Annotated in this window: 22 protein-coding genes; 11 read left to right on the top strand and 11 right to left on the bottom strand. The window is 70.7% G+C overall.

Annotated elements, in window-relative coordinates; translation table 11 throughout:
* Nucleotides 1-206 precede the first annotated feature (206 nt).
* Together gcl and I3F58_RS24795 are read left to right on the top strand one after the other, a co-directional pair.
* Nucleotides 207-1,991: a glyoxylate carboligase gene (gene gcl, locus I3F58_RS24800; protein WP_240110911.1), complete on the top strand. Its 1,785-nt coding sequence runs from the start codon at nt 207-209 to the stop codon at nt 1,989-1,991.
* Nucleotides 1,992-2,743: 752 nt separating this feature from the next.
* The gene (locus tag I3F58_RS24795; RefSeq protein WP_240110910.1) at nt 2,744-3,214 is read left to right on the top strand and encodes a GNAT family N-acetyltransferase; all 471 of its coding nucleotides are present in this window, start codon (nt 2,744-2,746) and stop codon (nt 3,212-3,214) included.
* Nucleotides 3,215-3,790: 576 nt separating this feature from the next.
* Here the strand turns inward: I3F58_RS24795 and I3F58_RS24790 are convergent.
* The 7 genes from I3F58_RS24790 to I3F58_RS24760 all read right to left on the bottom strand — a co-directional run bounded on the left by I3F58_RS24790 (nt 3,791) and on the right by I3F58_RS24760 (nt 10,201).
* Nucleotides 3,791-4,348: a hypothetical protein gene (locus I3F58_RS24790; RefSeq protein WP_240110909.1), complete on the bottom strand. Its 558-nt coding sequence runs from the start codon at nt 4,346-4,348 to the stop codon at nt 3,791-3,793.
* 321 nt (nt 4,349-4,669) lie between these two features.
* Nucleotides 4,670-4,912, bottom strand: coding sequence for a hypothetical protein (locus I3F58_RS24785; RefSeq protein ID WP_240110908.1), 243 nt, complete (start codon nt 4,910-4,912; stop codon nt 4,670-4,672).
* A 59-nt stretch (nt 4,913-4,971) separates the two neighbouring features.
* Nucleotides 4,972-5,559, bottom strand: a complete 588-nt coding sequence (locus I3F58_RS24780) for a hypothetical protein (RefSeq protein ID WP_240110907.1) — start codon at nt 5,557-5,559, stop codon at nt 4,972-4,974.
* 28 nt (nt 5,560-5,587) lie between these two features.
* Nucleotides 5,588-6,034, bottom strand: a complete 447-nt coding sequence (locus I3F58_RS24775) for a hypothetical protein (RefSeq protein WP_240110906.1) — start codon at nt 6,032-6,034, stop codon at nt 5,588-5,590.
* 645 nt (nt 6,035-6,679) lie between these two features.
* A complete protein-coding gene (locus I3F58_RS24770) occupies nt 6,680-8,137 on the bottom strand; it encodes a catalase (protein WP_240110905.1) in 1,458 nt (485 codons plus the stop codon).
* Nucleotides 8,138-8,411: 274 nt separating this feature from the next.
* The gene (locus I3F58_RS24765; protein ID WP_240110904.1) at nt 8,412-9,305 is read right to left on the bottom strand and encodes a 2-hydroxy-3-oxopropionate reductase; all 894 of its coding nucleotides are present in this window, start codon (nt 9,303-9,305) and stop codon (nt 8,412-8,414) included.
* A 35-nt stretch (nt 9,306-9,340) separates the two neighbouring features.
* Nucleotides 9,341-10,201: a TIM barrel protein gene (locus I3F58_RS24760; RefSeq protein ID WP_240110903.1), complete on the bottom strand. Its 861-nt coding sequence runs from the start codon at nt 10,199-10,201 to the stop codon at nt 9,341-9,343.
* 131 nt (nt 10,202-10,332) lie between these two features.
* Between I3F58_RS24760 and I3F58_RS24755 the strand changes: the two genes are divergently transcribed.
* The 7 genes from I3F58_RS24755 to I3F58_RS24725 all read left to right on the top strand — a co-directional run bounded on the left by I3F58_RS24755 (nt 10,333) and on the right by I3F58_RS24725 (nt 16,318).
* Nucleotides 10,333-10,587, top strand: a complete 255-nt coding sequence (locus I3F58_RS24755) for a thiamine-binding protein (RefSeq protein WP_240110902.1) — start codon at nt 10,333-10,335, stop codon at nt 10,585-10,587.
* On the top strand, nt 10,584-10,961 hold the full coding sequence (locus I3F58_RS24750) for a helix-turn-helix domain-containing protein (RefSeq protein WP_240110901.1): 378 nt from the start codon (nt 10,584-10,586) through the stop codon (nt 10,959-10,961). Before I3F58_RS24755 ends, I3F58_RS24750 begins: the two co-directional genes overlap by 4 nt.
* A gap of 144 nt (nt 10,962-11,105) precedes the next feature.
* Complete coding sequence (uraD, locus tag I3F58_RS24745) at nt 11,106-11,639, top strand: 2-oxo-4-hydroxy-4-carboxy-5-ureidoimidazoline decarboxylase (RefSeq protein ID WP_240110900.1); 534 nt, start codon at nt 11,106-11,108, stop codon at nt 11,637-11,639.
* Nucleotides 11,636-12,037: a hydroxyisourate hydrolase gene (gene uraH, locus I3F58_RS24740; protein WP_240110899.1), complete on the top strand. Its 402-nt coding sequence runs from the start codon at nt 11,636-11,638 to the stop codon at nt 12,035-12,037. The genes uraD and uraH overlap by 4 nt, the downstream gene beginning before the upstream one ends.
* Before the next feature lie 8 nt (nt 12,038-12,045).
* Nucleotides 12,046-12,990 carry a factor-independent urate hydroxylase gene (gene pucL / locus I3F58_RS24735; protein WP_240110898.1) on the top strand — a complete coding sequence of 315 codons (945 nt, stop codon included), beginning with the start codon at nt 12,046-12,048 and terminating at the stop codon, nt 12,988-12,990.
* A 205-nt stretch (nt 12,991-13,195) separates the two neighbouring features.
* A complete protein-coding gene (locus tag I3F58_RS24730; RefSeq protein ID WP_240110897.1) occupies nt 13,196-14,587 on the top strand; it encodes an 8-oxoguanine deaminase in 1,392 nt (463 codons plus the stop codon).
* Between the two features lie 408 nt (nt 14,588-14,995).
* Complete coding sequence (locus I3F58_RS24725; protein WP_240110920.1) at nt 14,996-16,318, top strand: nucleobase:cation symporter-2 family protein; 1,323 nt, start codon at nt 14,996-14,998, stop codon at nt 16,316-16,318.
* 36 nt (nt 16,319-16,354) lie between these two features.
* Here I3F58_RS24725 and I3F58_RS24720 read toward each other — a convergent pair whose 3' ends face one another.
* Both I3F58_RS24720 and I3F58_RS24715 read right to left on the bottom strand, forming a co-directional pair.
* A complete protein-coding gene (locus I3F58_RS24720) occupies nt 16,355-16,945 on the bottom strand; it encodes a 3'-5' exoribonuclease domain-containing protein (protein WP_240110896.1) in 591 nt (196 codons plus the stop codon).
* A gap of 107 nt (nt 16,946-17,052) precedes the next feature.
* Nucleotides 17,053-17,607 carry a hypothetical protein gene (locus I3F58_RS24715; RefSeq protein ID WP_240110895.1) on the bottom strand — a complete coding sequence of 185 codons (555 nt, stop codon included), beginning with the start codon at nt 17,605-17,607 and terminating at the stop codon, nt 17,053-17,055.
* Nucleotides 17,608-17,721: 114 nt separating this feature from the next.
* Here I3F58_RS24715 and I3F58_RS24710 point away from each other — a divergent pair, with 114 nt between their 5' ends.
* Nucleotides 17,722-20,838 carry a DEAD/DEAH box helicase gene (locus I3F58_RS24710; protein ID WP_240110894.1) on the top strand — a complete coding sequence of 1,039 codons (3,117 nt, stop codon included), beginning with the start codon at nt 17,722-17,724 and terminating at the stop codon, nt 20,836-20,838.
* Nucleotides 20,839-20,908: 70 nt separating this feature from the next.
* On the opposite strand, the gene aceB is transcribed toward I3F58_RS24710, so the two are convergent.
* Nucleotides 20,909-22,531 carry a malate synthase A gene (aceB, locus tag I3F58_RS24705; protein WP_240110893.1) on the bottom strand — a complete coding sequence of 541 codons (1,623 nt, stop codon included), beginning with the start codon at nt 22,529-22,531 and terminating at the stop codon, nt 20,909-20,911.
* Nucleotides 22,532-22,759: 228 nt separating this feature from the next.
* Complete coding sequence (locus tag I3F58_RS24700; protein ID WP_240110892.1) at nt 22,760-23,362, bottom strand: NTP transferase domain-containing protein; 603 nt, start codon at nt 23,360-23,362, stop codon at nt 22,760-22,762.
* Between the two features lie 131 nt (nt 23,363-23,493).
* Here I3F58_RS24700 and I3F58_RS24695 point away from each other — a divergent pair.
* The coding region (locus tag I3F58_RS24695; RefSeq protein ID WP_240110891.1) for a serine/threonine-protein kinase at nt 23,494-24,505 on the top strand (1,012 nt) is incomplete at its 3' end.

The raw sequence follows: 24,505 nt of genomic DNA, 5'->3' as shown, positions 1-24,505 counted from the left end.
TCCTTCATGTCCGCGCCTCATCGTCCACGACGCGCGGGCGCCGGGGAGGGCATTCGGCCATCCCTTGACGGGTTCTGCGGATCACCCCTACATTGCTTCCGTATAACAGAACTAAACTTCCGCATTGCGGAATCCGATGAATCGGATCGCAGCTCTCAGGTTGGCGCGACAGAGCCCGCATCCGCCAGGCCGAAGCAGGAGCATCCATGCCTCGAATGACCGCCGCCCGAGCGGCAGTTGAGATCCTCAAGCGCGAAGGCGTCACCAACGCGTTCGGTGTGCCGGGCGCGGCGATCAACCCCTTCTACAAGGCCCTCAAAGAGGGCGGCGGCATCGACCACACGCTTGCCCGACACGTGGAGGGCGCGTCGCACATGGCAGAGGGGTACACCCGTACCGCCCCCGGCAACATCGGTGTCTGCATCGGTACGTCCGGCCCGGCCGGCACCGACATGATCACCGGCCTGTACTCGGCCATGGGAGACTCGATCCCGATCCTGTGCATCACCGGCCAGGCGCCGACGAGCGTGATCCACAAGGAGGACTTCCAGGCGGTCGACATCGCGTCCATCGCCCAGCCGGTCACCAAGGCCGCCACGACCGTCCTGGAGGCCGCGCAGGTCCCCGGCGTCTTCCAGCAGGCCTTCCACCTGATGCGCTCGGGCCGTCCCGGCCCGGTCCTCATCGACCTGCCGATCGACGTCCAGCTGACCGAGATCGACTTCGACCCGGAGACCTACGAGCCGCTGCCGGTCTACAAGCCGGCCGCGACCCGTGCCCAGGTCGAAAAGGCCCTCTCCTTCCTCCTGGAGTCGGAGCGCCCGCTGATCGTCGCGGGCGGCGGCGTCATCACGGCCGACGCGGCGGACCTGCTGGCCGAGTTCGCGGAGCTGACCCGGACGCCGGTCATCCCGACCCTGATGGGCTGGGGCGTGCTCGGCGACGACCACGAGCTGAACGCCGGCATGGTCGGTGTCCAGACCTCGCACCGCTACGGCAACGCGAACTTCCTGGAGTCCGACTTCGTCCTCGGTATCGGCAACCGCTGGGCCAACCGTCACACCGGCTACAAGCTGGACGTCTACACCCGGGGCCGGAAGTTCGTCCACGTCGACGTGGAGCCCACCCAGATCGGCAAGATCTTCGCCCCCGACTACGGCATCGCCTCCGACGCCAAGGCGGCACTGGAGCTGTTCGTCGAGGTCGCGAAGGAACTCAAGGCCGAGGGGAGGCTGCCGGACCGCTCGGCCTGGGTCGCCTCCACGCAGGAGCGCAAGTCCACGCTGCAGCGCCGTACGCACTTCGACAACGTGCCGATGAAGCCGCAGCGGGTGTACGAGGAGATGAACCGCGCGTTCGGGCCCGAGACCCGGTACGTCACGACCATCGGCCTCTCCCAGATCGCGGGCGCGCAGATGCTGCACGTCTACAAGCCGCGCCACTGGATCAACTGCGGCCAGGCCGGGCCGCTCGGCTGGACCATCCCGGCCGCGCTGGGCGTCGCCAAGGCCGATCCGGAGGCGCAGATCGTCGCGCTGTCCGGCGACTACGACTTCCAGTTCATGATCGAGGAGCTGGCGGTCGGCGCCCAGCACCGCATCCCGTACGTCCACGTGCTGGTCAACAACTCCTACCTGGGCCTGATCCGCCAGGCGCAGGCGGGGCTGGACATCAACTTCCAGGTCAACCTGGAGTTCGAGAACCTGAACTCGCCGGAGCTGGGCGTCTACGGCGTCGACCACGTCAAGGTCGCGGAGGGGCTCGGCTGCAAGGCGATCCGGGTCACCGAGCCGGACCAGCTGCTGCCCGCCTTCGAGGAGGCCAAGAAGCTGGCGGCGGAGCACCGGGTGCCGGTGGTCGTCGAGGCGATCCTGGAGCGAGTCACCAACATCTCCATGAGCCGCACGATGGACATCAGCGACATCACGGAGTGGGAGGACCTCGCCACGGAGCCCGGACACGCGCCGACAGCCGTCCGCCCGCTGGCCTGAGCCACTGCCGCAGGGGAGCCGGACGGCCCCCGTCCCGGAACTCACCGGGGCGGGGGCCGTCCGGCGCCGCCGCGCCGCCCCGCACGACGGGTCACCCTGGAACCCCACGGGCGGACGCCCGGCGTGGCAGCGGGCGCACGCGCAGCTTCACGGGGGGCGCCCATCACGACGAGGCAGCCGTCAGGGCCGCGGTCACGCTGACGGCGGGGACGGGCCCGGGCAGCAGGGTTCCCGCACGGCACAGCCACACGTCCGCCGCCGCTGCCGCCGACGGTGTCATCGACGCCGAGCCCCCCAAGTGGCGTTACGGCAGGGGAGTGAGCGCTCCGGGGAGCAGCGGCCTCACTCCGGCGGCGGACGAGGAAGGCACCGGACAAGGACATCGCACCTCCGGGCCCGGCAGTCTGATGCACCTGCCCGATTCGCCTGTCGCCGGGGTCGGCGTACGGACGGCCGCTCGTCGCCCCACGTGGTCCGGACTCCAGCGGTGAGGGTCGCTTCGGTGAGCCACGCGGCGCCGGAGCATGCCGCCGGAGACGGACCGGGCGTCAGCGGCCATCCAGCGCGCGCCCTTGGACGCGGTCTTCACGGTCGGGCTCCGCACCCGGGTCACTCGCGGCGCCGGCAGCCCGGCCACGGCCGTCGCCATGGTGTCCAGGCTCGTAGAACCCGCCTCCGCTTCGGCCGTCGTGAGATCGTGGCAGCCGCCAACGAGCGGCGGCAGGCGGCGCTCCGCCAACTATGGTGCTGACATGCTGACAGTCCGTCCCACCGCGCCGAACGACCTCGAAGCCCTGATCAGCTGGGAGACCGAACGGGACACCTCCATGTGGCTGGGCGAGACCGGGCCCGCCTGGCATGCCCGGGCCCTGGCCGATCCCGACCAGGAGCACGTCGTCGCCACGGACGGCGGAACTCCCGTGGGGTTCGCCGTACTCGCAGGCCTGCACCGCAGCGAGGACGTCGAGCTGCGCAGAATAGTGATCGCACCTGCCCGCCGCGGGACGGGACGAGGGCGTGCCCTGCTCCAAGCCGTGCTCGACTGGGCGTACCAGCAGCACGGTGCGCGAACGGTCTGGCTGGACGTGAAGAAGCACAACCACCGTGCCCGTTCCCTCTATGAATCCTCCGGCTTCACCGAGCGGGAGACACACGGGGGCGCGACGGCCGAGCCTGACGGCACTGCGTCCGATCTCGTCATCATGGTCCACCAGTCGCGGTGAGAGACACCGGAATCCGGTTTCGGCAGGGGCCCTCCGCGACGGTGCCGTCTTTCCCGGGGGCGTTCCACGATGCCCGCCGTGAAGGGACGACGAGTCAGGGACGCCGCGATCCGCTCCCGAGGCCGCGACTCGGGTGGCGTGCTGCTCAAACGCGTGGCGGGTGCCGTCCCGGCTCACACCGCTGCCCGAACGGGTCATGGGCGGAGGGGAGCAGCAGGGCGTGCCGGCCTTCGTCCACGGTCCGCGACGGTGTGAGGCCGGTGCCGGGGTTCCGCGCGCAGGTGACGACGAACTTCTCACCCTCGTCGACGGTGACCAGTAGCCATCGCGGCGCTCTACGGTGACACTGCACGCGTCACCCACAGCCTGAGCGCAGCATGGGGACGCCCGCCTCAAGGCCGCGCGGATCGCGGCCGGTCACCACCCCCAGCAGGCCCTGGCCGGGACGCTCGGCGGATGCGAACTGCCCGCGCCTACGCCCGTCGGCCCGGCGTCCGCCGCTTTGGCGACTGCAGCGGTGCCCCAGGCAGGGCCGAAAGGACGCCGCTGCGTATGCGCACCTCCCCGCAGTGGGTGTCACTGCCAGCGGTACGGGGTCACGCTGGGGTCGTAGGAGCAGGTGACCATGGTTCCGTTGGTGGCCTTCAGGGTGCGGCCGCGGTCGGCCTTGGGGCAGAACTGGCCGTCGACAACCGGGTGACCGTTGGAGGTGCAGGCGTAGCCGGACTTCCCGTCGGGGCAGGTGATCATGGAGCTTCCGGCGGGCCTGCTGGTGGTCTTGGTGGGGGCGGGGGTGTAGGTCCTGACGGGCTGCGGGGTGTAGACGGGCTTCGGCTTGGGACTGTACGTGGGCTTGGGCGGCGTGTAGGCCGGGTCGTTCTTCTGGTGAAGGTAGCCGTGGTAGCTGGTATCGCAGTCACCGATCTCCCCGGCGAGCTTCAGCACGACCACGGTCGTGGAGGTGAGCCGCGTGCCGGAGGCGGGCGTCGCCTCGCAGACACGCCAGTCGTCGTGGTCTGCGGGCAGGGTGACGTCCTTGTGCATGGCGGCGACCGTGAGGCGCGCGTCAGGCACGGCGGCCTCGGAGAGGCGCCTTTGGGCCTGCTCGTAGGTGTCGCCCTGGACGATGGGCATGCCCGGTATGGGGCTCGACGTGGGCGAAGCGGAGGCCGTTGGCGAAGGCGACCGAAGCGGAGAAGCGACCGCCGGAGAGGACGAGGAAGCGGCCGGTGACGCGGCTGCCTCCCCATCTGGCTGTGAATCCTCACAGCCGCTGAGAACGAGCACGGCAAGAGCAGCCATCAGGGCATAGCGAGAGGTCCGCACGGTGTGGGCGCTCCGATTCTCGGGGGACGTGGACTGTCTGCGCATGAGACAGCCCAGCCCTCGGGTCCGGATACACCTGATGCCGCGATTCACCCGATTGTGTGATCACCTGGCGAAGGTGCTGCTGGCTCACGCGGCATCCTCAGCTCGTCGGCCCCCTCGCGCAAGAGCACCGACGAGATCGGCCACGTCCCACAGCGCGGTCGCCTGGCCCCTGCCGCCCGAGGCGCGGCAGCAGGAGACGGCCGCGATGCCGTGACGCCGAGCCCAGCTGCGGAAACCGTCCGGCTTCATCCCAGGTGAGTAGGCGGCCTTGAAGGTGGTGACGACGGGATGGCCGCCACGGCTCGGCAGCGTGCTCACCTGGCCCATGGGACCGGATTCCTCGTCGCCGCTGACGAGTCGGCTTCAGGAATGCAGTTCCGTGCGCCTTAGTGTTCCGCCTGGGTGGCGATTCTCTCCCGCACCTTCTGCCCGCCAACGACAATGCGTGAAGTCGCAGATTGACCTTCTGTGGAGTCTACCGAGACGTGGCCACGCGATTCCGCCTCGCCTGAGTCTCTCAGCTCGGCGGATCTGTATTGAATTACCATGGCATTTCGACCGCAAGCCATGGAGATCAAGAAGCCGAATCCGTCGTCGCTCGATGAAATGTTGTAGGGTCCTCCGGGGTGGAGGGTCGCGCCATTTTCTCCGGTCGGCCACTTCGAGGCAAGGTGAGTCTTGCCGCTCCCTGCACCGTCACTGGATGAGGTCAGGCCGCAAGATGATTCGCTGGCGTATGCCAGGATTCGATATGGACCTTGCTTTACTTCGGCGAGAATCTTGACGGGCTCCTCGCCCGGGAAGCTGCCGATGGCCTCTAGCGGATTGTCTGAAACAGCAATCACCTCTAATTCGGATAAAGGGGTGAATGCGTTCCTTTCGGGGGAAGTATCCGGAGGTGGCGCCTCGATGCAACCGCTCAAACAGACGGCAAGGGTAGCCGCGACGGCGGCGCTGCTGATTTTCTGAGGCATGGGACCACTCCTCGCCATCCGCCTTCGCTTACTTGGCCTTCGCTGTCCACCGGTTGAAGCACACGCCGACGGGCTTGTGCGCGAAGATCTGCTTGTTCGTGGGGAAGCCGTCCTCGTAGGCCATATCCTGGTACAGCCTGTAGAGGGGGTAGGACTGCACGATACCGAACCTACCCTTAGGGGCCTCGCAGCGGGTCTGGTTGCTCACGGCGTAGCTCTTGGACCCGAAGCCGCCCGAGAGTCGCTTCGCGTCAATCGCGATCGCCTTCTTGATGAGTGTCTCAACCTTCTTCTCCCCGGTGAGGGCCAAAGCCGTCCTGCCGCGCCCGCTCACCTGCTGAATCGCGTTGACTCCGCAGGGCTGGCCGACTTCCCTCGGAGATCCGATTTTGTACCAGACCTGTGCGCCGGCGAGAGCGGGACGTCGTCCGGTAGAGGGTGAAGAGGTGGTCATCTTCAAGATGTCGGCAGCCACGGCCAAATTGGGTCCATCTTGACGGTGGTGTCTGGTCCGGGTTTGAAGGATCTGCCGTCCGCCGAGATGGATGCTGCCGGGATTCCCGTTGGCTCTCCCGCTTCCCGTCCCGGCGCCACTGCGCCTGGTGCCGTCCTTCAAGGGGTGTTCCACGATGCCCGCCGCGAAGGGACGACGGGGCAAGAACGCCGCGGTCCGTTCCCGAACTGTTCCCGAAGCCGTGGCTCGGGGTGCGTGCTGCCCGAAAAGCAGAGCGCGGAGTTCCGGACCGTAAACGGAACTCCGCGCTCTGGCTCTGTGCGGCGGGTGGTACAGGACGGTGGGAGGTCCAAGGGGGAAGTGGAAACCGTCCAACGGCGCGAGGCTGGCGCGACAGGACGTTCGCGCCGCCGGACGGGGCACAAGGGGCTCCCCGGAGGGGCCCGCAAGGGGAGAGAGGGACCGCGGTGGTGTACGGCGGAGTGAACCGGCCGCCCCTCCTTCGGGTCTGGAGGGAGACCGGCCACTCCTCACCACCGCACTGGTGCGAACACCACCGCGGCCCTCGCCTGTCCGTACACGCGGCCACCCCTCATCCGGGCCGCATGACGGACCGCGTACGGCGACGGACCTCCCGTCGGCCGCCGTACGCCGCCTACGAGGCGGTCACTCGTCGCGCAGCGCGCGGACCGCCGCCTCCACCCGCCTGCCGTACTCCGGGTCGGCGGCGTGGAAGTGGGCGAGGTTCTTCTCGAGGACGTCCCCACGGGAGACCTGCGACAGGCCGCCCGCGATGTTGGCCACCAGACGGCCCCTCTCGTCCTCGGACATGAGCCGGTACAGCTCGCCCGCCTGGAAGAAGTCGTCGTCCTTGACGTGCGCCGGGGCCGCGTGGGTGCCGGTATGGCCGCTCACCGCGAGGGCCGCGGACAGGACCTGGCCGGTCTCGGCCGGGCCGTCATAGGAGTTGGGCTCGTAGTTCTTGTCGTAGCGGGAGCCGTTGCGGGTGGCCATGAAGCCGTCCCGGCCGTAGTTGTCCGCGACTGCCGCCTTCGGCGCGTTGACCGGCAGCTGGGTGTGGTTGACGCCCAGGCGGTAGCGGTGGGCGTCCGCGTAGGCGAAGAGCCGGCCCTGGAGCATCTTGTCCGGGGACGGGCCGATGCCGGGCACGAAGTTGTTCGGGGAGAACGCGGCCTGCTCGACCTCCGCGAACACGTTGTCCGGGTTGCGGTCGAGGACCATCCGGCCGACCCGGCGCAGCGGGTAGTCGGCGTGCGGCCACACCTTGGTCAGGTCGAACGGGTTGAAGCGGTAGTGCGCAGCCTCCGCCGCCGGCATGATCTGCACGTACACCGTCCAGGACGGGAACACGCCGCGCTCGATGGCCTGGAGCAGGTCCGTCTGGTGCGAGTTGGCGTCGGAGCCGACGACCTCGGCGGCCTGCTCGGAGGTCAGGCAGCGGATGCCCTGGTCCGTCTTGAAGTGGTACTTGACGAAGAACGCCTCACCCTCGGCGTTGGTCCATGTGTAGGTGTGGGAGCCGTAGCCGTTCATGTGCCGGTACGAGGCGGGGATGCCGCGGTCGCCCATGAGCCAGGTCACCTGGTGCGTGGCCTCGGGGGCGTGGGCCCAGAAGTCCCAGACGTTGTCCGGCTCCTGCTTGCCCGTGAACGGGTCGCGCTTCTGCGAGTGGATGAAGTCGGGGAACTTCAGAGGGTCCTTGATGAAGAACACCGGGGTGTTGTTGCCGACGAGGTCGTAATTGCCCTCCTCGGTGTAGAACTTCACCGCGAAGCCGCGCGGGTCGCGGACCGCGTCCGCGCCGCCGAGGGAGTCCGCGACGGTCGAGAAGCGGATGAACAGATCGGTACGCTTGCCGACCTCGGAGAGGAAGTCCGCCTTTGTGTACGCGGTGACGTCGTCGGTCACCTCGAAGCGGCCGTACGCGCCGGAGCCGCGGGCGTGGACGACACGCTCGGGTATGCGCTCCCGGTTGAAGCGGGCGAGCTTCTCGATCAGGTGCTGGTCCTGGATGAGGAGCGGGCCACCGATACCGGCGGTGGTGGAGTTCTGGTTGTCGGCGACCGGGGCGCCGGACTCAGTCGTGAGCACACGCTTCGACATCGTGACCTGGTGACCTTCCGTGCGGGAGCTGCTGGCGGTGCTCTGGAGCGTAGGGAGGCCCCGAAGACGACGTCAACAGTTTGTTGAAAGTGGAGAGAGGGGTTCCGAGCGGTGCCGACGCCTGGGCGCGACAGGACAGGTTGTCAGCGCCGGCACCGCCCGGAAGCTTGGTGGGTCCGAACGCCGGGTCGTCCGGTCGCTGAGACCGGGGACGAGCGGGGTTCGGACGCGACGGGGATCCGGGGTCGGGCCCCCGGCCGGGATGAGCCCCGGGTCAGACCTGGGCGCCCGACAGCCGCTCGACCGCCCGCAGCAGCGCCGAGTGGTCCAGCCCGCCGTCGCCCTGGGCACGCAGCGCCGCGACGAGCTGGGCGACCACGGCGCCGACCGGCAGGGCCGCGCCGACGTTGCGGGCGGCATCGGTGACGATGCCCATGTCCTTGTGGTGTAGGTCGATCCGGAAGCCCGGCTTGAAGTCGCGGTTGAGGAAGTTGTCCTTCTTGCGGCTCAGCACGGTCGAGCCGGCCAGTCCGCCGTTGAGGACGTCCAGCGCTGCCTTCAGGTCCACGCCGGACTTCTCCAGGAAGACCACGGCCTCGGCGCACGCCTGGATGTTGACCGCGACGATCAGCTGGTTGGCGGCCTTCACCGTCTGGCCGGAACCGTGCGGGCCGCACAGCACGATGGTCCTGCCGAGCGCCTCGAAGACCGGCTTCGCGATGTCGAAGTCCGCCTGCTCGCCGCCGACCATGATGGAGAGCACGGCCTCGATGGCACCGGCCTCGCCGCCGGACACCGGGGCGTCCAGCACCCGGATGCCCTTCCCGGCAGCGGCCTTGGCCAGGTCGACGGAGGTCTGCGGGGTGATCGAGGACATGTCGATCAGCAGCGCGCCGCTCTTCGCGTTCTCCAGGATGCCCTCGGGGCCGTACGAGATGGCCTCCACCTGCGGGGACGCGGGCACCATCGTGATGATGACGTCGGCGTCGCGCACGGCCTCCGCGATGGAGGCGGCGGCGGTGCCGCCCGCCTTGGCGAGCCGGTCCAGCTTGTCCTGCTCCAGTGTGAAGCCGGTGACGGAGTACCCGGCCTTCATCAGGTTCTCGGACATGGGGGAGCCCATGATGCCGAGACCGATCCAGGCGATCTTGGGAAGGGTGGTGCTCATGAGGGTTGCCTCTTTCGAAAAGCGTGCGGGTGAGGTCAGTTCGCGGCGGCGCGCAGCTCGCGCGGCAGCCAGTCGAAGCTGTCGGCGCTCGGGCGGTCGCCGGCCTTGTACTCCAGGCCGACCCAGCCGTCGTAACCGCGCTCTCGCAACCGCAGCAGCAGGCCGGACAGGTCGAGGCCGCCGGTGCCCGGCGCACCACGGCCCGGGTTGTCCGCGATCTGGACATGGCCGGTCCTGTCGGCGTACGCGTCGATCACGGCCTCCAGGTCCTCACCGTTCATCGACAGGTGGTACAGGTCGAGGAGGAACCTGGCGTTGCCGAGGCCGGTGGCCTCGTTGACCTTGTCCACGACCTCGATCGCGGCCGGGGCGCTGACCAGCGGGTAGCACGGGGACTCCGGCTTGTTGAGCGTCTCGACCAGCAGGACCGCTCCGGCCTGGTCGGCCGCGCGGGCGGCCAGGACCAGGTTCTCCAGGGCCAGTTCGTCCTGCGCGGCCGGGTCGGCGCCGTCCACGCGGTTGCCGTACAGCGCGTTCAGCGCCCTGCAGCCGACGGAGGCGGCGAAGCCCGCGGCCACGTCGATGTTGGCGCGGAAGCGCTCCGACTCCTCACCGGGCACGGAGAGGGCGCCGCGGTCGGGTCCGGGAAGCTGCCCGGCGTAGAAGTTCAGCCCCACCAGCTGCGTGCCGGCGTCCTCCAGTGCCTTCCTGAGGGCGTCGAGCTCGCTCTGCGGCGGCGTGGGCGTCTCGATCCAGGGCCACCACAGCTCCACCGCGGTGAAGCCGGCCGCGGCGGCTGCCGCGGGGCGTTCCAGCAGGGGAAGCTCGGTGAAGAGGATCGACAGGTTCACATCGAAGCGCTGGGCCTTGCCTGCGTCTTCCGAGAAGCGGGCCATGAGGGCGGCGCTCCTTCCGTATTGCGGAAGTTCATTTCTGCGTGATGGAAGAGTGCAAGCTGGGTGGCGCCCTTGTCAAGGGGGGGCAGGCGCGGCGTGGGCGGTCTCGCGCGCGGAGATACGGTGTGGCCATGGAGCGATTGAGGGTCGAGTTCACGACAGAACCGTTCGACCTCGACGAGGCCCCGGCGCACGCCGTCGTCGCCCGCGAGGTCATTCAGGGCGCAGGGCTGGACGCCGTCGACGTCGGACCGTTCGGCAACACGGCGGAGGGCCGTGCCGAGGCTGTGCTGAGCGCCGTCGACGCCCTGCTGCGCCGCACACTGGAGGCCGGGGCGACCCGGGTTTCGCTCCAGGTGAACGTGATCGGGAAGGGTGGCGAGTGACGGTGCCCGGCAACCACCCGCTGATCAGCGCGGTCAAACCGCTCGTCGACGCCATGGGCGGGCAGATGATGCTGCCCGAGCAGGCCGGGCCCGACGATGTCGTGCTCGCCTGGGAGGGTGCGGACGTCGTCGCCGTACGGCTGCCGCAGCTCGCGGACTCCCTGGATCACATCCTGGCCGCTCTGGAGCGGCGGCACGGAATGCCGCTCTCGGAGCTGGACCGCAAGAGCAAGCAGGAGATCGTCCGGAGTCTGGAGGCGCGCGGTGCCTTCTCCGTGCGGCACGGAGTGGAGACCGTGGCCGGCGCCCTGGGGGTCAGCCGGTTCACCGTGTACAACTACCTGAACAGGGAAAACGCGGCGAAGGGCAAGTAGTGCGCGAGGTGTCGCCCGGGTGGCCGGGCGGCGACCTCCGTGTCACGCAGATTTTTCAACAAAGTGTTGACGTGGTGTCGTCGCAGGGCGTTAGCTATCCGCAGCCCGTCCGAAGCACAGCGAAAAACAGCCACGGAGGCTCCCGTGACGTCGAGTACCTCGATTCCGGGCCTTGCCCGGTTCAACACCTCCGCGGACAGCGACGCGCTCGCCGCCCTGCACGAGGTGTGCGCCAGCTCGGCCTGGGGGAACAGGCTGCTCGCCCAGCGCCCGTACGCCACCACCGAAGCCCTCTTCCTCGCCAGCGACGCCGCCACGGCCGAGCTGACCGCCGGGGACCTGGCCGAGGCGATGGCCGGGCACCCGCCGATCGGCCGCCCGAAGCCCGGCGACCCGACCTCCGCCCGTGAGCAGAGCGGTATGGCCGGCGCCTCCGAGGCGCTCAAGGCGGAGATGCTCGAACTGAACCTGGCGTACCAGGAGCGGTTCGGCCATGTCTTCCTCATCTGCGCCACCGGCCGGACCGGTGGGCAGATGCGTGACGCGGTCCGCGAGCGGATCGGGAACTCGCCCGAGCAGGAGCGCGAGATCGTGCGCACCGAACTGGGCAAGATCAACCGCATCCGCCTCGCCCGGCTCGTCGAGCGACTGGAACACCAGGAGGAAGGCCCCGCATGAGCACAGCAACCACCGCATCGGTGTCCACGCACATTCTGGACACCAGCCGCGGACGCCCCGCCGACGGCGTCGCCGTCTCCCTCGCGGCCCGTGCCGGCCGCGACGCGGAGTGGGTCACGCTCGGCGGCTCCGCGACCGACGCGGACGGGCGCTGCAAAGACCTCCCGGCCCTGCCGGAAGGAACCACCCACGTACGGCTCGCGTTCGACACCGAGACGTACTTCGCCAAGAAGCAAGCCGCGGCCCAGCAGGACGCCCCCGCGCCTCGGGACAGCGACAACGACCGGCCTGTGTTCTTCCCCGAGGTCACCATCGCGTTCGCGGTGGTACCCGGCGAGCACTACCACGTTCCGCTGCTGCTCAACCCGTTCGGCTACTCCGTTTACCGAGGGAGCTGACCGACACCATGACCGCTTCGACCCGTTTCGTCCTGGGACAGAACCAGTACGGCAAGTCCGAGAACCGCGTTGTCAAGATCACGCGTGACGGCGAGACGCACCACATCAAGGACCTGAATGTCTCCATCGCCCTGTCCGGCGACATGGAGGAGGTCCACCGCAGCGGTTCCAACGCGAACGTCCTGCCGACCGACACCACCAAGAACACGGTGTACGCCTTCGCGAAGGAGCACGGCATCGAGAGCGCCGAGGCCTTCGGCGTCCGGCTCGCCCGCCACTTCGTGGACGACAACGCGCCCATCCACCGGGCCCGCATCCGCATCGAGCAGTACGACTGGGAGCGGATCGAGACCTCGCAGGGCGGCGCCCGCTTCGTCGGCGCGGACGAGATCGCCCACTCCTTCGTCCGCAAGGGCCAGGAGACCCGCGTCGCGGAGATCACCTACGACGGCCACGGCATCCAGGTGCTCTCCGGGTTCAAGGACCTGACCGTCCTGAACACGACCAACTCCGAGTTCTGGGGCTTCCTGAAGGACAAGTACACCACCCTCCAGGAGGACTACGACCGCATCCTCGCCACCACCGTCTCGACCTGGTGGCGGCACAACTGGGACGGCGTCGACTCGCACGCCCCGGACTGGGACCGCTCGTACAACGGCGTGCGCAAGCACGCGCTGCAGGCGTTCGCCGAGACCTACTCGTACTCGCTGCAGCAGACCCTCTTCGAGATGGGTGTGCGCGTGCTGAACACCCGTGACGAGGTCGACGAGATCCGCTTCTCGATGCCCAACAAGCACCACTTCCGCTCGGACCTGTCGCCCTTCGGGATCGACAACGAGGCCAAGGACGGCGCCGTCTACTACGCCGCCGACCGCCCCTACGGCCTGATCGAGGCCACCATCCTGCGGGACGGTGCCGAGCAGCTCATCCCGGTCGACATGACCAACCTCTGACCGGTCGGCCGTCCGCCCCGCCTCGGCGGGTCGGGGCGGACGGCCCACCGCCCCCGCGCTTCCGCTTTCACCCACTCGGCACCCGCAGCCGGCCGGCCGCGGCACTCAAATCCTCCTAGGGTCCTGCCGTGCCCACCCTCCCCCCCCGGCTCTCGGCCCCGCTCGAGCGGGGGGACCCCACGTTCACAAAGAAGGACCTACCGCCATGGCACCTTCGGCAGCAGCCCAGCGCATCGTGATCGAGAACTGTGCGATCGCGACCGTCGACGCCCAGGACACCGAGTACGCTTCGGGTCACGTCGTCATCGCGGGCAACAGGATCGAGTCGATCGGCGCGGGCAACGCCCCCGAGGGCCTCGACGGCGTGGTGCGGCGCATCGACGCCACGGGCCACCTCGTCACCCCGGGCCTGATCAACACCCACCACCACTTCTACCAGTGGATCACCCGCGGCCTCGCCACCGACCACAACCTCTTCAACTGGCTCGTCGCCCTCTACCCCACCTGGGCGCGCATCGACGAGCAGATGGCGTACGCGGCGGCCCAGGGCTCCCTCGCGATGATGGCCCGCGGCGGCGTCACCACCGCCATGGACCACCACTACGTCTTCCCGCACGGCTCCGGCGACCTCTCCGGCGCCATCATCCGCGCCGCGTCCGAGATGGGTGTCCGCTTCACCCTGGCCCGCGGCTCCATGGACCGGAGCGTCAAGGACGGCGGTCTGCCGCCGGACTTCGCCGTCGAGACCCTGGAAGGCGCCCTCGCCGCCACCGAGGAGACCGTCAAGAAGCACCACGACGCCTCCTTCGACGCCATGACGCAGGTCGCCGTCGCCCCCTGCTCCCCCTTCTCCGTCTCCACCGAACTCCTCCGGCAGGGCGCCGAGCTCGCCCGCCGCCTCGGCGTGCGCATGCACACCCACGGCTCGGAGACCGTGGAGGAGGAGAAGTTCTGCCACGAGCTGTTCGGCATGGGCCCGACCGACTACTTCGAGTCCACCGGCTGGCTCGGTGAGGACGTGTGGATGGCCCACTGCGTCCACATGAACGACTCCGACATCGAGGCCTTCGCCCGTACGAAGACCGGCGTCGCCCACTGCCCGTCGTCCAACGCCCGCCTCGCCGCCGGCATCGCCCGCGTCCCCGACATGCTCGCCGCAGGTGTCCCGGTGGGCCTCGGGGTCGACGGCACCGCATCCAACGAGTCCGGCGAACTGCACACCGAGCTGCGCAACGCCCTGCTCATCAACCGGCTCAGCCCGGTGCACCGTGAGGCCGCGCTCAACGCCCGCCAGGCCCTGCGCCTCGGCACCTACGGCGGCGCCCAGGTCCTGGGCAGGGCCGAGCAGACCGGTTCCCTGGAGGCGGGCAAGCTCGCGGACCTGGTGCTGTGGAAGCTGGACACGCTCGCCCACGCCTCCATCGCCGACCCGGTCACCGCCCTCGTCTTCGGCGCCGCCGCCCCGGTCACCGCGTCGTTCGTCGACGGCCGCCAGATCGTGGAGGACGGGCGGCTGCTGACCGCCGACGAGGACGCCATCGCGCGTTCCACCCGGGACGAGGCGCAGCGCCTCGCCCGTATCGCCGCCCAGGGCTGAGCCGCCGCCCGGAAGCGATCCCCGACAGGCCGGCCGAGGGGGACGGCCCTCGGCCGGCCGGCCGTGGACCCGAGCGGGGTCCACGGCGCCCGGACCGGGGGGTGGCATCCGCGCCACCCTCCGGGACGGTCCCGCACACCACCCCTCGCCGTTCGCCGCCCCCCACGTACCTCCCGCAGCATCACCAGCAGCACCTCCCAGAAACCCACGTCACCGCCGACGTGTTACCCGACCGGAGGAACCGCCGTGGCCGCCACGCCGAGGTCCGACAACGCAGGCACCCCACCCACCACCGGCCAGACCGAGGCCGACGCCGACACCGAGGCCGACACCGAGGCCGGCAGTGCCGGGACGGAGGACGACAGCCCCGGGAAGCACCCGGTCGACGCGACGCTCCCGCCCGTCAAGATGCTCACCAGCGGCCTCCAGCACGTCGCCGCCATGTACGCCGGTGTGGTGGCCCCGCCCCTGATCGTGGGAGCCGCCGTCGGGCTCTCCGCCACCGAACTGACCTTCCTCACCGGCGCCAGCCTCTTCACCGCGGGCCTCGCCACGTTTCTCCAGACCCTGGGTGTCTGGAAGATCGGCGCCCGCCTCCCCTTCGTCAACGGCGTCACCTTCGCCGGGGTCGCCCCCATGCTGGCGATCGTCGACACGACGTCCGACAAGGCGGACGCGCTGCCCGTCATCTTCGGCGCGATCATCGTCGCGGGCGCACTGGGCTTCCTGGCGGCCCCCTGGTTCAGCCGACTGGTCCGCTTCTTCCCGCCCGTGGTGACGGGAACGGTGATCACCCTGATCGGCGTCTCGCTCCTTCCCGTCGCCTTCGGCTGGGCCCAGGGCCCCAACCCGGCGGCCGACGACTACGGCTCGACGACCTACCTGACCCTGGCCGCCGTCACCCTCCTGATCGTCCTGCTCCTGCGCCGCTTCACCCGGGGTTTCGTCAAGCAGATCGCGGTCCTCATAGGCCTGGTGCTGGGCACCCTGCTGGCGATCCCCTTCGGCGTCACGGACTTCACCCCGGTGGCCGAGGCGCCCCTGATCGGCTTTCCCACCCCGTTCCACTTCGGCGCCCCGCAGTTCGCCCTGGCCGCGATCGTCTCCATGTGCGTCGTGATGCTGGTGTCGATGACCGAGTCGACGGCGGACATGCTGGCCCTGGGCGAGATCGTCGAGAAGCCGGCCGACGAGAAGACCATCGCGGCGGGCCTGCGCGCCGACACCCTCGGCTCCGCCCTGAGCCCCCTCTTCAACGGCTTCATGTGCAGCGCCTTCGCCCAGAACATCGGCCTGGTCGCGATGACGCGCATCCGCAGCCGCTTCGTGGTGGCCGCGGGCGGCGGCTTCCTGCTGCTGATGGGCCTGTGTCCGATAGCCGCGTCGCTCATCGCGGTGGTCCCGCGCCCGGTGCTGGGCGGAGCGGGCGTCGTCCTCTTCGGCTCGGTCGCGGCGAGCGGCATCCAGACCCTCGTCAAGGCGGGCCTGCACAAGGACAACAACGTCCTGATCGTCGCCGTGTCCCTGGCCGTCGGCATCATCCCGATCACCGCGCCGGAGTTCTACCACGCCTTCCCGGAGACCGCGAAGATCATCCTGGACTCCGGCATCTCCACGGGATGCGTGGCCGCCGTCCTCCTGAACCTGGTCTTCAATCACCTGGGCTCGTCGGCCCACCGCGAGGACGACGACGTGACGGCCCCCATGGAACCGACCCCCACGGTCCACTGACCGCACGCGGCCACGGCCTGGCCGGGGGAGCGAGCGTCACACTCCGGGCCAGGCCATCAGGTTGCTGAACAGCTCGGCCTGCTCCACCGCGTCGTCGAGCGCGTGGTGCGTGTGGCGCCGGCCGGGCAGCAGCTCCCGGGGCATCGTCCGCTTGGCGACCGCACGCAACGGCAGCCGCGCCTTCGTCGCGTACAGGGTCTTCATGTCCAGACACCCCGAGTGCCCGAAGGGGCTCTCCCCGGTGAACCGCATCAGGTACCAGTACAGGAACGTCCAGTCGTACGACGCGGGGTACCCGCACATGACGGGCTGTGCACCCCGGCTCACCTCCCGCACCCACGCGGCGAACTCCGCCAGCGCGACCGCCGGTTCGGCTCCCTCCGCCCGCAGCCGCTCCCGGTCCAGCCCGCTCACCGCGAGCGCCTCGGGCACGAACGCGTCGCTGACGGGCCGCAGTTCCCGGTAGAAGGTGGCGGCCTCCGGATCGGCGGCCTCGTATCCCCCGGCATCCTGCCGCCCGGCGACGCAGGCCCCGAGACTGAGCATCGAGTACGGCCCGGGAATCGGCCCGTCGGCCTCGATGTCGACGGAGACGTACAGACTGGGACGGGGACGATGGGCGGCCATGCCGCGGATCATGCCACGCTTCGTCCCCGCACCCCAGCGGATCACGCGGACGGAGCGGGAGGCGGGCCCGCCGGCCGCCGCCCGTGCGACAGCCGCGGCTCGTCACCTCACCACTGCCCGCCCGGGTCCCGCAGCCGCCTCCCGCACTCCTCGGCCAGCCAGGGGCAGGCCTGCGCGATCGCCCGGTACACCCGCCCCCGCAGCAACCGCTCGGCCTCCGCCCGCCCGGTCGCCGCGTGCAGCCCGTCCAGCAGCGCGTCGTACGACCGCAGGGCCTGCCCCAGATACCCCACCTGCCATCGCGCCGGATCCCCGCTCGCGTCCTCCCCCGCCACCTGCCGCCGGTAGCGCACCGCTCGCCGCTCCAGCTCGGCCCTCGGCAGCACCGGCACCCGGATCGGCTCCGCCCGCAGCGTCGCCAGCACCGCCTGCCTCCGCCGCTGAGCCGCCTGCGGCGCCACCGGTCCGTGCCCCCTGAACCCGGACCCCCGCTCCACCGCCACCACCCGGCCGAGCCGGTACAGCAGCAGCGGCACCGTCGGCGCCCGCCCCGGCCTTCGCCCCCGCACGTCCGGCCCGCCCAGCAGCTCCCGCACCATCCCGTCGGTCCAGCCTCGCCGCCGCAGCCCCTCCACCGTCACATACATATGACGCCCTGTCATGACGCCCCCTCCTTCATCACAGAGAGTGATGGATCCAGTGAAGCGCATCCCACTGACAACCGCCCCCGACACGTCCGGTGGCCGGGCGCGTGGGTCCGGTGAAAGAGTGTCGCCATGTCGCAGGAGAACACGGGGGCTCCCACCGACGCCGACGGGCCGACGGTGGGCGAGCTGGTACGGGAGCGGTGGGGGATCGTTCTGGAGGGAGAGCTCAAGGAGCGTTTCGCGCTCGGTGGGTGGAGCTATCAGGAGCAGGTGCCCCGGGACTGTCCCGCGTGCGGACGGGCGCTGCATTCGTTACGGCGGCCGTACGAGTCGGGGGGACGGCTTTACCGGTACGTCGCGGTCGTCTGCCCCTCGTGTCCGCGCGCGTACACCCTCGCGGACCTCGGGGTGAAGACGTACGACAAGCTCTGCGCGCCCGCACGGAGTGCGGTGCCCGCGCCGCGGAAGGCGGTTCTGGCGCCTCCGCCCCGGCCTGCCTGGCCGTCCGATCTCACGCCGCCGCCGGAGGCGGAGCCGCGCGCGCTGTACTGGTGCAAGGTCACCGATCCGGCCTGGCGTCCGTCCGTGGCTGCGGTCGAAGCCGCGGACGACGTACGGGTCATCCTTCCGGACGGTCCCGCGTTCGATGCCGTGCGCGACGAACTGGACCGGCTCGACGTGCCGTTCCGGAGCATCCGGCACTGGGGCGAGGCCGAACAGGTCGGCACCGTCAACGATCTCGGCGGGCGCACCGCCCTGGTCGCCCACCCGGGAGGCCCGGCCGCGGGAACCGCGCCCGCCGCCGGGCCCGCCGCGTGTGCCGCGCGGGACGCGTTCGCCGCCCAGTGGGACGCGCTGGACGATGCCGTCCTGCTCGCCCCCGCCCCCCGGGTGCCCGTCACCGGGCTCGTGCCGGAGCAGTGGCGGGAGCTGCTGCCGCACCCCGCCTTCAACCCCGCTCAGGCCGCGGCCGTCCCCGCGGTGCTGGAGGATCCCGGGCATCTGGTGGTGGTCGCGCCCACCGGCGCCGGCAAGACGCCGGTCGGCATGGTCGCCGCGCTTCACGCTCATGCTCAGGGACGCAAGGCGGCCTGGCTGGTGCCGCAGCGGTCGCTCACCGACGAACTCGACCGCGATCTTGAGGCCTGGCGCCGCCGAGGGCTCGAAGTCGTCCGGCTGACGGGTGAGTTCAGCGTCGACGTCGAGCTGGTGCGCCGGGCGGACATCTGGATCGCCACCACCGAGAAGTTCGAGGCGATCTGCCGCGCGGGCTCGCTGCGCGCCGCGCTGTCCGAGGTGGGCTGTCTCGTCGTCGACGAGATCCATCTGCTGGGCGACCCCACCCGGGGCCCCGTCCTCGAAGCCCTGCTGGCCCGGGTCCGCGAGGACACCGCGCAGGTGCGGATCGTCGGCCTGTCCGCCACCGTCGCCAACGCCGACACCGTGGCCGAATGGCTCGGCGCCCGGCTTCTTCGCGCCGACTGGCGGCCCACCCGCCTCACCTGGCAGCTTCACCCGCTGCCTGTTCCGCCCGAAGCCGACTGGACCGCCCGCGACCGCGCCCGCACGGTAGCCGCCGTACGCCTGGCCCGCTCGGCGACCGAGGACGACGGCAGCGCCCTGGTCTTCTGCGGCAGCAAGCGCGGTGTCCGCACCACCGCCCTCGCGGTCGCCGCCGACCGGGGCGTGCCCACCGCGGGCGTCGACCCCGACGATTCCGAGCTGGTCGAGCAGCTCTGCACCAAGGCGGGCGTACGGCTCCACTACCGGGACTGGCCGTACAAGCGGGACGCCGAACGGGCCTTCCGGGAGCGGGAGTCGGACATCCTCGTCGCCACGTCGACCGTGGCCGCCGGCGTCAACCTGCCGGCCAGGACGGTCATCGTCCGGGACACCACGATCGGTCTCGACCGCATCGAAGTGTCCATGGTCCAGCAGATGTTCGGCCGGGCCGGGCGGGTCGGCGCGGGGGAGCGGGAGGGCTGGGCGTTCCTGCTGACGGAGGAGCCGGAGCGCGGCCCCTGGCAGGCCCGCCTCGCCGCCGGGTACACGGTCGCCTCCCGGATCCGGGACCGGCTGCCCGATCACCTTCTCGCGGAGCTGGTCCAGGGCAGGTTCGGGTCGCTGCGCCAGGCGGAGGTGTGGTGGACGCGGACACTCGCCTTCCACCAGGGCCAGGAGAGCTTCGACCCGCTGTACGACGCGGTGCAGTTCCTCGAAGGGGCGGGCTTCGTCCGGCGGGAGGGCGGACCGGACGGCGACGCTCTGCTGGAGCCCACCGCCCTCGGCCGGCTGACCAGTTGCTTCATGGTCGACTCGGATGTCGCGGACGACCTGACGGGTGCGCTGGAGGACACCCCGGTGCCCACGAGCGCCGACGAGGCCGAGCGGCTCCTCATCGGCGTGCTGAGCGCCGGCCTCCCGGTGCTGGAACAGGCTCCGTTCACCGACCGGGCGCGGAAGGCCCTGCTGCGCGCCCTGCGTACAGAGGGCCGCCTGGGCGAGGACGCGCCGGAGGACCTCACAGCGGATTCCGATGACGATGACGACGAGCGGAAGCCCGTGCCCGGCGACCTCGCCCGTGCCGTCCTCTTCCTCGTCGCCAACAGCCCCCGGCTGTTCCGCACCCGGGGTGCGTACGTCCTCGGTGTCCCCGTCGCCAGCATGAGCGGCGTCCTGGACGAGGCCCAGCGCTACCTCGCCTGGCTCGGTGCCCAGGGCGAGCTGGGCACCGTCCATCCCTGGGCGGCGATCGTGGCCGCCGACCTCGCGCAGCGCATCCGCTGGCGCACCCTCGGGCCCCGGCGGGGCGCGGGTCGGCTGCTGTGGATGTGCGAGCAGATGGCGACGCCCCCGCTGGCGCCCCGGCTCGTTCCGCAGATGTGGCGGGCGGCCCGCGACCGGGGCATCGACGCCCCCGACTGGCCCGGCACCACACCCCCGAGCGGCTGCGCCCTGTCCCCGGCCCGATACCGCGCCCTCCTCGCCGACCGCACGACCGGCACGCGTATCGCGGACGCGCCGGGCGGGGCGGAGGTCACGGGCCCGCCCGGCGCGACGGTGTGCCTCTGGAACGGGAACGTGACGGTCCGGCACACGGCTGACGGTTCCCCTCTCGCCCTCGCCTGTCCGGCGCCCGCCGGGGGCGACCCGGGTGCGGGGCGCACCGGGGCGGCCGTGTTCACCCGGGGTGACCGCACCGGCGGTGGCTGGCTCTCGGCGTACGACGCCCTCGCGCCGCGCTGACGCAGCAGTGCTCCGGCCCCTGGCGCTGTGCGATGCCGGGGGCCGGAGCGGCAGCGGGAGGCGGCCGTCGTCAGCCGAGGAGCTGGTCGTAGGCCGGGAGGGTGAGGAAGTCGGCGTAGTCCTCGTCCAGGGAGACCTTCAGGAGGAGGTCGTGGGCCTGCTGCCAGCGGCCCGCGGTGAAGGCCTCGTCGCCCAGTTCGGCGCGGATGGCGGCGAGTTCCTCGGCGGCGACCTTGCGGGCCAGGGCGGGAGTGGCCTGCTCGCCGTTCTCGAAGACGACGCCCGCGTTGATCCACTGCCAGATCTGGGAGCGGGAGATCTCCGCCGTGGCCGCGTCCTCCATCAGGTTGAAGATCGCGACCGCGCCCAGGCCGCGCAGCCAGGCCTCGATGTAGCGGATGCCGACCTGGACGGCGTTGACCAGGCCGTCGTATGTCGGCTTGGCGTCGAGGGAGTCGATGGCGATCAGGTCGCCCGCTGCCACGGACACGTCCTCGCGGAGCCGTTCCTTCTGGTTGGGCTTGTCGCCGAGGACCGCGTCGAAGCTCGCCATCGCGATGGGGACCAGGTCCGGGTGGGCGACCCAGGAGCCGTCGAAGCCGTCGGCGGCCTCGCGGTCCTTGTCGGCCTTGACCTTCTCGAAGGCCGTCTTGTTGACCTCGGGGTCCTTGCGGGACGGGATGAACGCCGCCATGCCGCCGATCGCGTGCGCGCCGCGCTTGTGGCAGGTGCGGACCAGGAGTTCGGTGTAGGCGCGCATGAACGGGGCCGTCATGGTGACCGCGTTGCGGTCCGGGAGGACGAACTTGGGTCCGCCGTCACGGAAGTTCTTGACGATGGAGAAGAGGTAGTCCCAGCGGCCCGCGTTCAGGCCCGAGGCGTGGTCGCGGAGTTCGTAGAGGATCTCCTCCATCTCGTAGGCCGCGGTGATCGTCTCGATCAGGACGGTCGCCCGGACCGTGCCCTGCGGGATGCCGACGTAGTCCTGCGCGAAGACGAAGATGTCGTTCCAGAGGCGGGCCTCCAGGTGCGATTCCGTCTTCGGGAGGTAGAAGTACGGGCCCTTGCCGAGGTCCAGCAGGCGCTGCGCGTTGTGGAAGAAGTAGAGGCCGAAGTCGACCAGGGCGCCGGGGACGGGGCGGCCCTCGAAGGTGAGGTGGCGCTCCTCCAGGTGCCAGCCGCGCGGGCGCATGACGACCGTGGCCAGCTCGTCCGCGGACTTGAGCGCGTACGTCTTGCCGGTGCGCTCGTCGGTGAAGTCGATCCGGCGTTCGTACGCGTCGGTCAGGTTGAGCTGGCCGAGGATCACGTTGTGCCAGGTGGGCGCGGACGCGTCCTCGAAGTCCGCGAGCCAGACCCTCGCGCCCGAGTTGAGCGCGTTGATGGTCATCTTGCGGTCGGTGGGGCCGGTGATCTCGACACGGCGGTCGTTCAGCGCGGCCGGGGCCGGGGCGACCTTCCAGCTGTCGTCCTCGCGGATCTGTGCGGTCTCCGGGAGGAAGCCGAGTGTGCTGGTGCGGGCGATCTCGGCGCGGCGCTCGGCGCGGCGGGCGAGGAGCGCGTCGCGCCGGGGGGTGAACCGCCGGTGCAGCTCCGCCACGAAGGCCAGGGCGGCGTCGGTGAGGACCTCCTCCTGCCGGGGCAGGGGCTCGGCTTCGACGATGGCCAGCGGAGACGGCGCTGGTGCGGACATGAGCTGTCACTTCCTTCAGCGGGCTTGCGATGGCGGAGCGTGGAGCGGCGTGGGTGGCACTGAGTGCCGCGCATACCGGGTGGGTGGCGATGCGTGGATGGCGACCGTCTGACGGCGGTCCGCTGCTTCTGATCTGTGGATACTAGTTTCCTCATGATGGAAGTTCAATGGTTTGTTGATGTCGAGATTCTTTGGCTCGACACACCATGTCTCTCGGTGCCGCGCCGTTCACTCAAGGTGCGCCAGATCCGCCTCCGTGTCGATGTCGTAGGGCTCTGCCGCATCGCCGCACGGCACCGGCGTGATCTCCGACTCATGCGCGCGCAGATAGCTGCGCGCCCCCTGGTCGCCGCGCGCGCCCTCCGCCACCTCCGCCCAGCGCTCCGCGCCCAGCAGCACCGGATGGCCGCGCCTGCCCTCGTACGTCGCCGCGGCCAGCGCACCGGGGCCGTCGTACGCCGCCACCACCCGGGCCACCGCCTCGGCACCGATTCCCGGCTGGTCCACCAGTGCCACCACCGCCGCCGACGCGCCGGTACCCGCCAGGGACGCCAGCCCGGCCCGCAGCGACGAGCCCATGCCCTGCTCCCAGTCCGGGTTGTCCACCAGCACGCACCCCGGCAGGTCGGCCCGCTCCCGCACGGTGTCCGCCGCGGCGCCCAGCACCACATGCACCGTGCCGCAGCCGCCCGCGCGCAGCACCGCCACCGCGTGCTCCACCAGGGGCCGCCCCCGGTGTTCCAGCAGAGCCTTCGGCCGCCCGCCGAGCCGCCGTCCCCCGCCCGCCGCGAGCAGCAGGCCCGCGACTTCACTTCCCGTGTCGTGGTTCATGGGGAGTGCATACCGCATGCGGGTTCGCGTGGAGTGGAACGGTCCGCCTTGGATAGGCTGCGGTGGGGCACCTCAGTGCCGTGGCGCGCGTGGAGCGCGCGCGTGAAGTCCTCTTCAGGAGACATGGATTGATGAGTGGTGGGTCACACCATGGGGGAACCGTCTTCCAGCCGCTGGAGGAGGATGATCCGCGTTCGGTAGCCGGGTACCGGCTGGCCGCCCGGCTCGGCGCCGGCGGCATGGGCAAGGTCTATCTGTCGTACACGCCGGGCGGACGCCCCGTCGCGATCAAGGTGATCCGCCCCGACTTCGCCCAGGACGCCGAGTTCCGGCGTCGCTTCACCCGCGAGGTCCAGGCCGCCCAGCGTGTCCAGGGCCTCTACACCGCGCCGGTCATCGACGCCGACACCGAGGCCCGCGAGCCGTGGCTCGCCACCGCCTATGTGCCCGGGCCGTCTCTCGCGGACGCCGTCCACAAGCACGGATCGCTGCCCGTGGACACCGTCCTGCTGCTGGTCGCCGGGATCGCGGAGGCCCTCCAGGTCATCCACGGTGCGGGCATCGTCCACCGCGACCTCAAGCCGGGCAACGTCCTGCTCGCCTCCGACGGCCCCCGTGTCATCGACTTCGGCATCGCCCGCGCAGCCGACGCCACCTCGCTCACCAGCAGCGGCGTCACCATCGGGACGCCCGCCTTCATGGCGCCCGAACAGGCCGCCGGCAGCACGGTCACCCCGGCGACGGACATCTTCGCGCTCGGTCAGGTCGCCGCGTTCGCCGCGCTGGGCAGTCCCGCGTTCGGTGAGGGCACCTCGCACGGCGTGCTGTACCGGATCGTCCACGAGGAGCCCGCGCTGGACGGGCTGCCCGAGGAGCTGCGGGAGCTGGCGACCCGCTGCCTGGCCAAGGAGCCGGCCGATCGCCCGTCGGTGGCCGAGGTGCTGACGCTGTGCCAGAACGCCAGCGACCAGACCGCGTTGCGACGTCCCGAGGAGTGGCTGCCCGGCGCCGTCGCCGCGGACATCACCACCCGTGCCGCCGCCCCCGCACCGGCCGCCGCGACCACCCCGCCGCCTCCGGCCTCGTCACCTTCCGCACGACGACCACGGACACCGCATCCGGTTGGATCGGCCTCGCGCGGCC

The organism is Streptomyces sp. MUM 203J (assembly GCF_022414595.1).
Taxonomy (GTDB): Bacteria; Actinomycetota; Actinomycetes; order Streptomycetales; family Streptomycetaceae; genus Streptomyces.
This window is presented reverse-complemented; position numbering and strand designations above follow the sequence as displayed.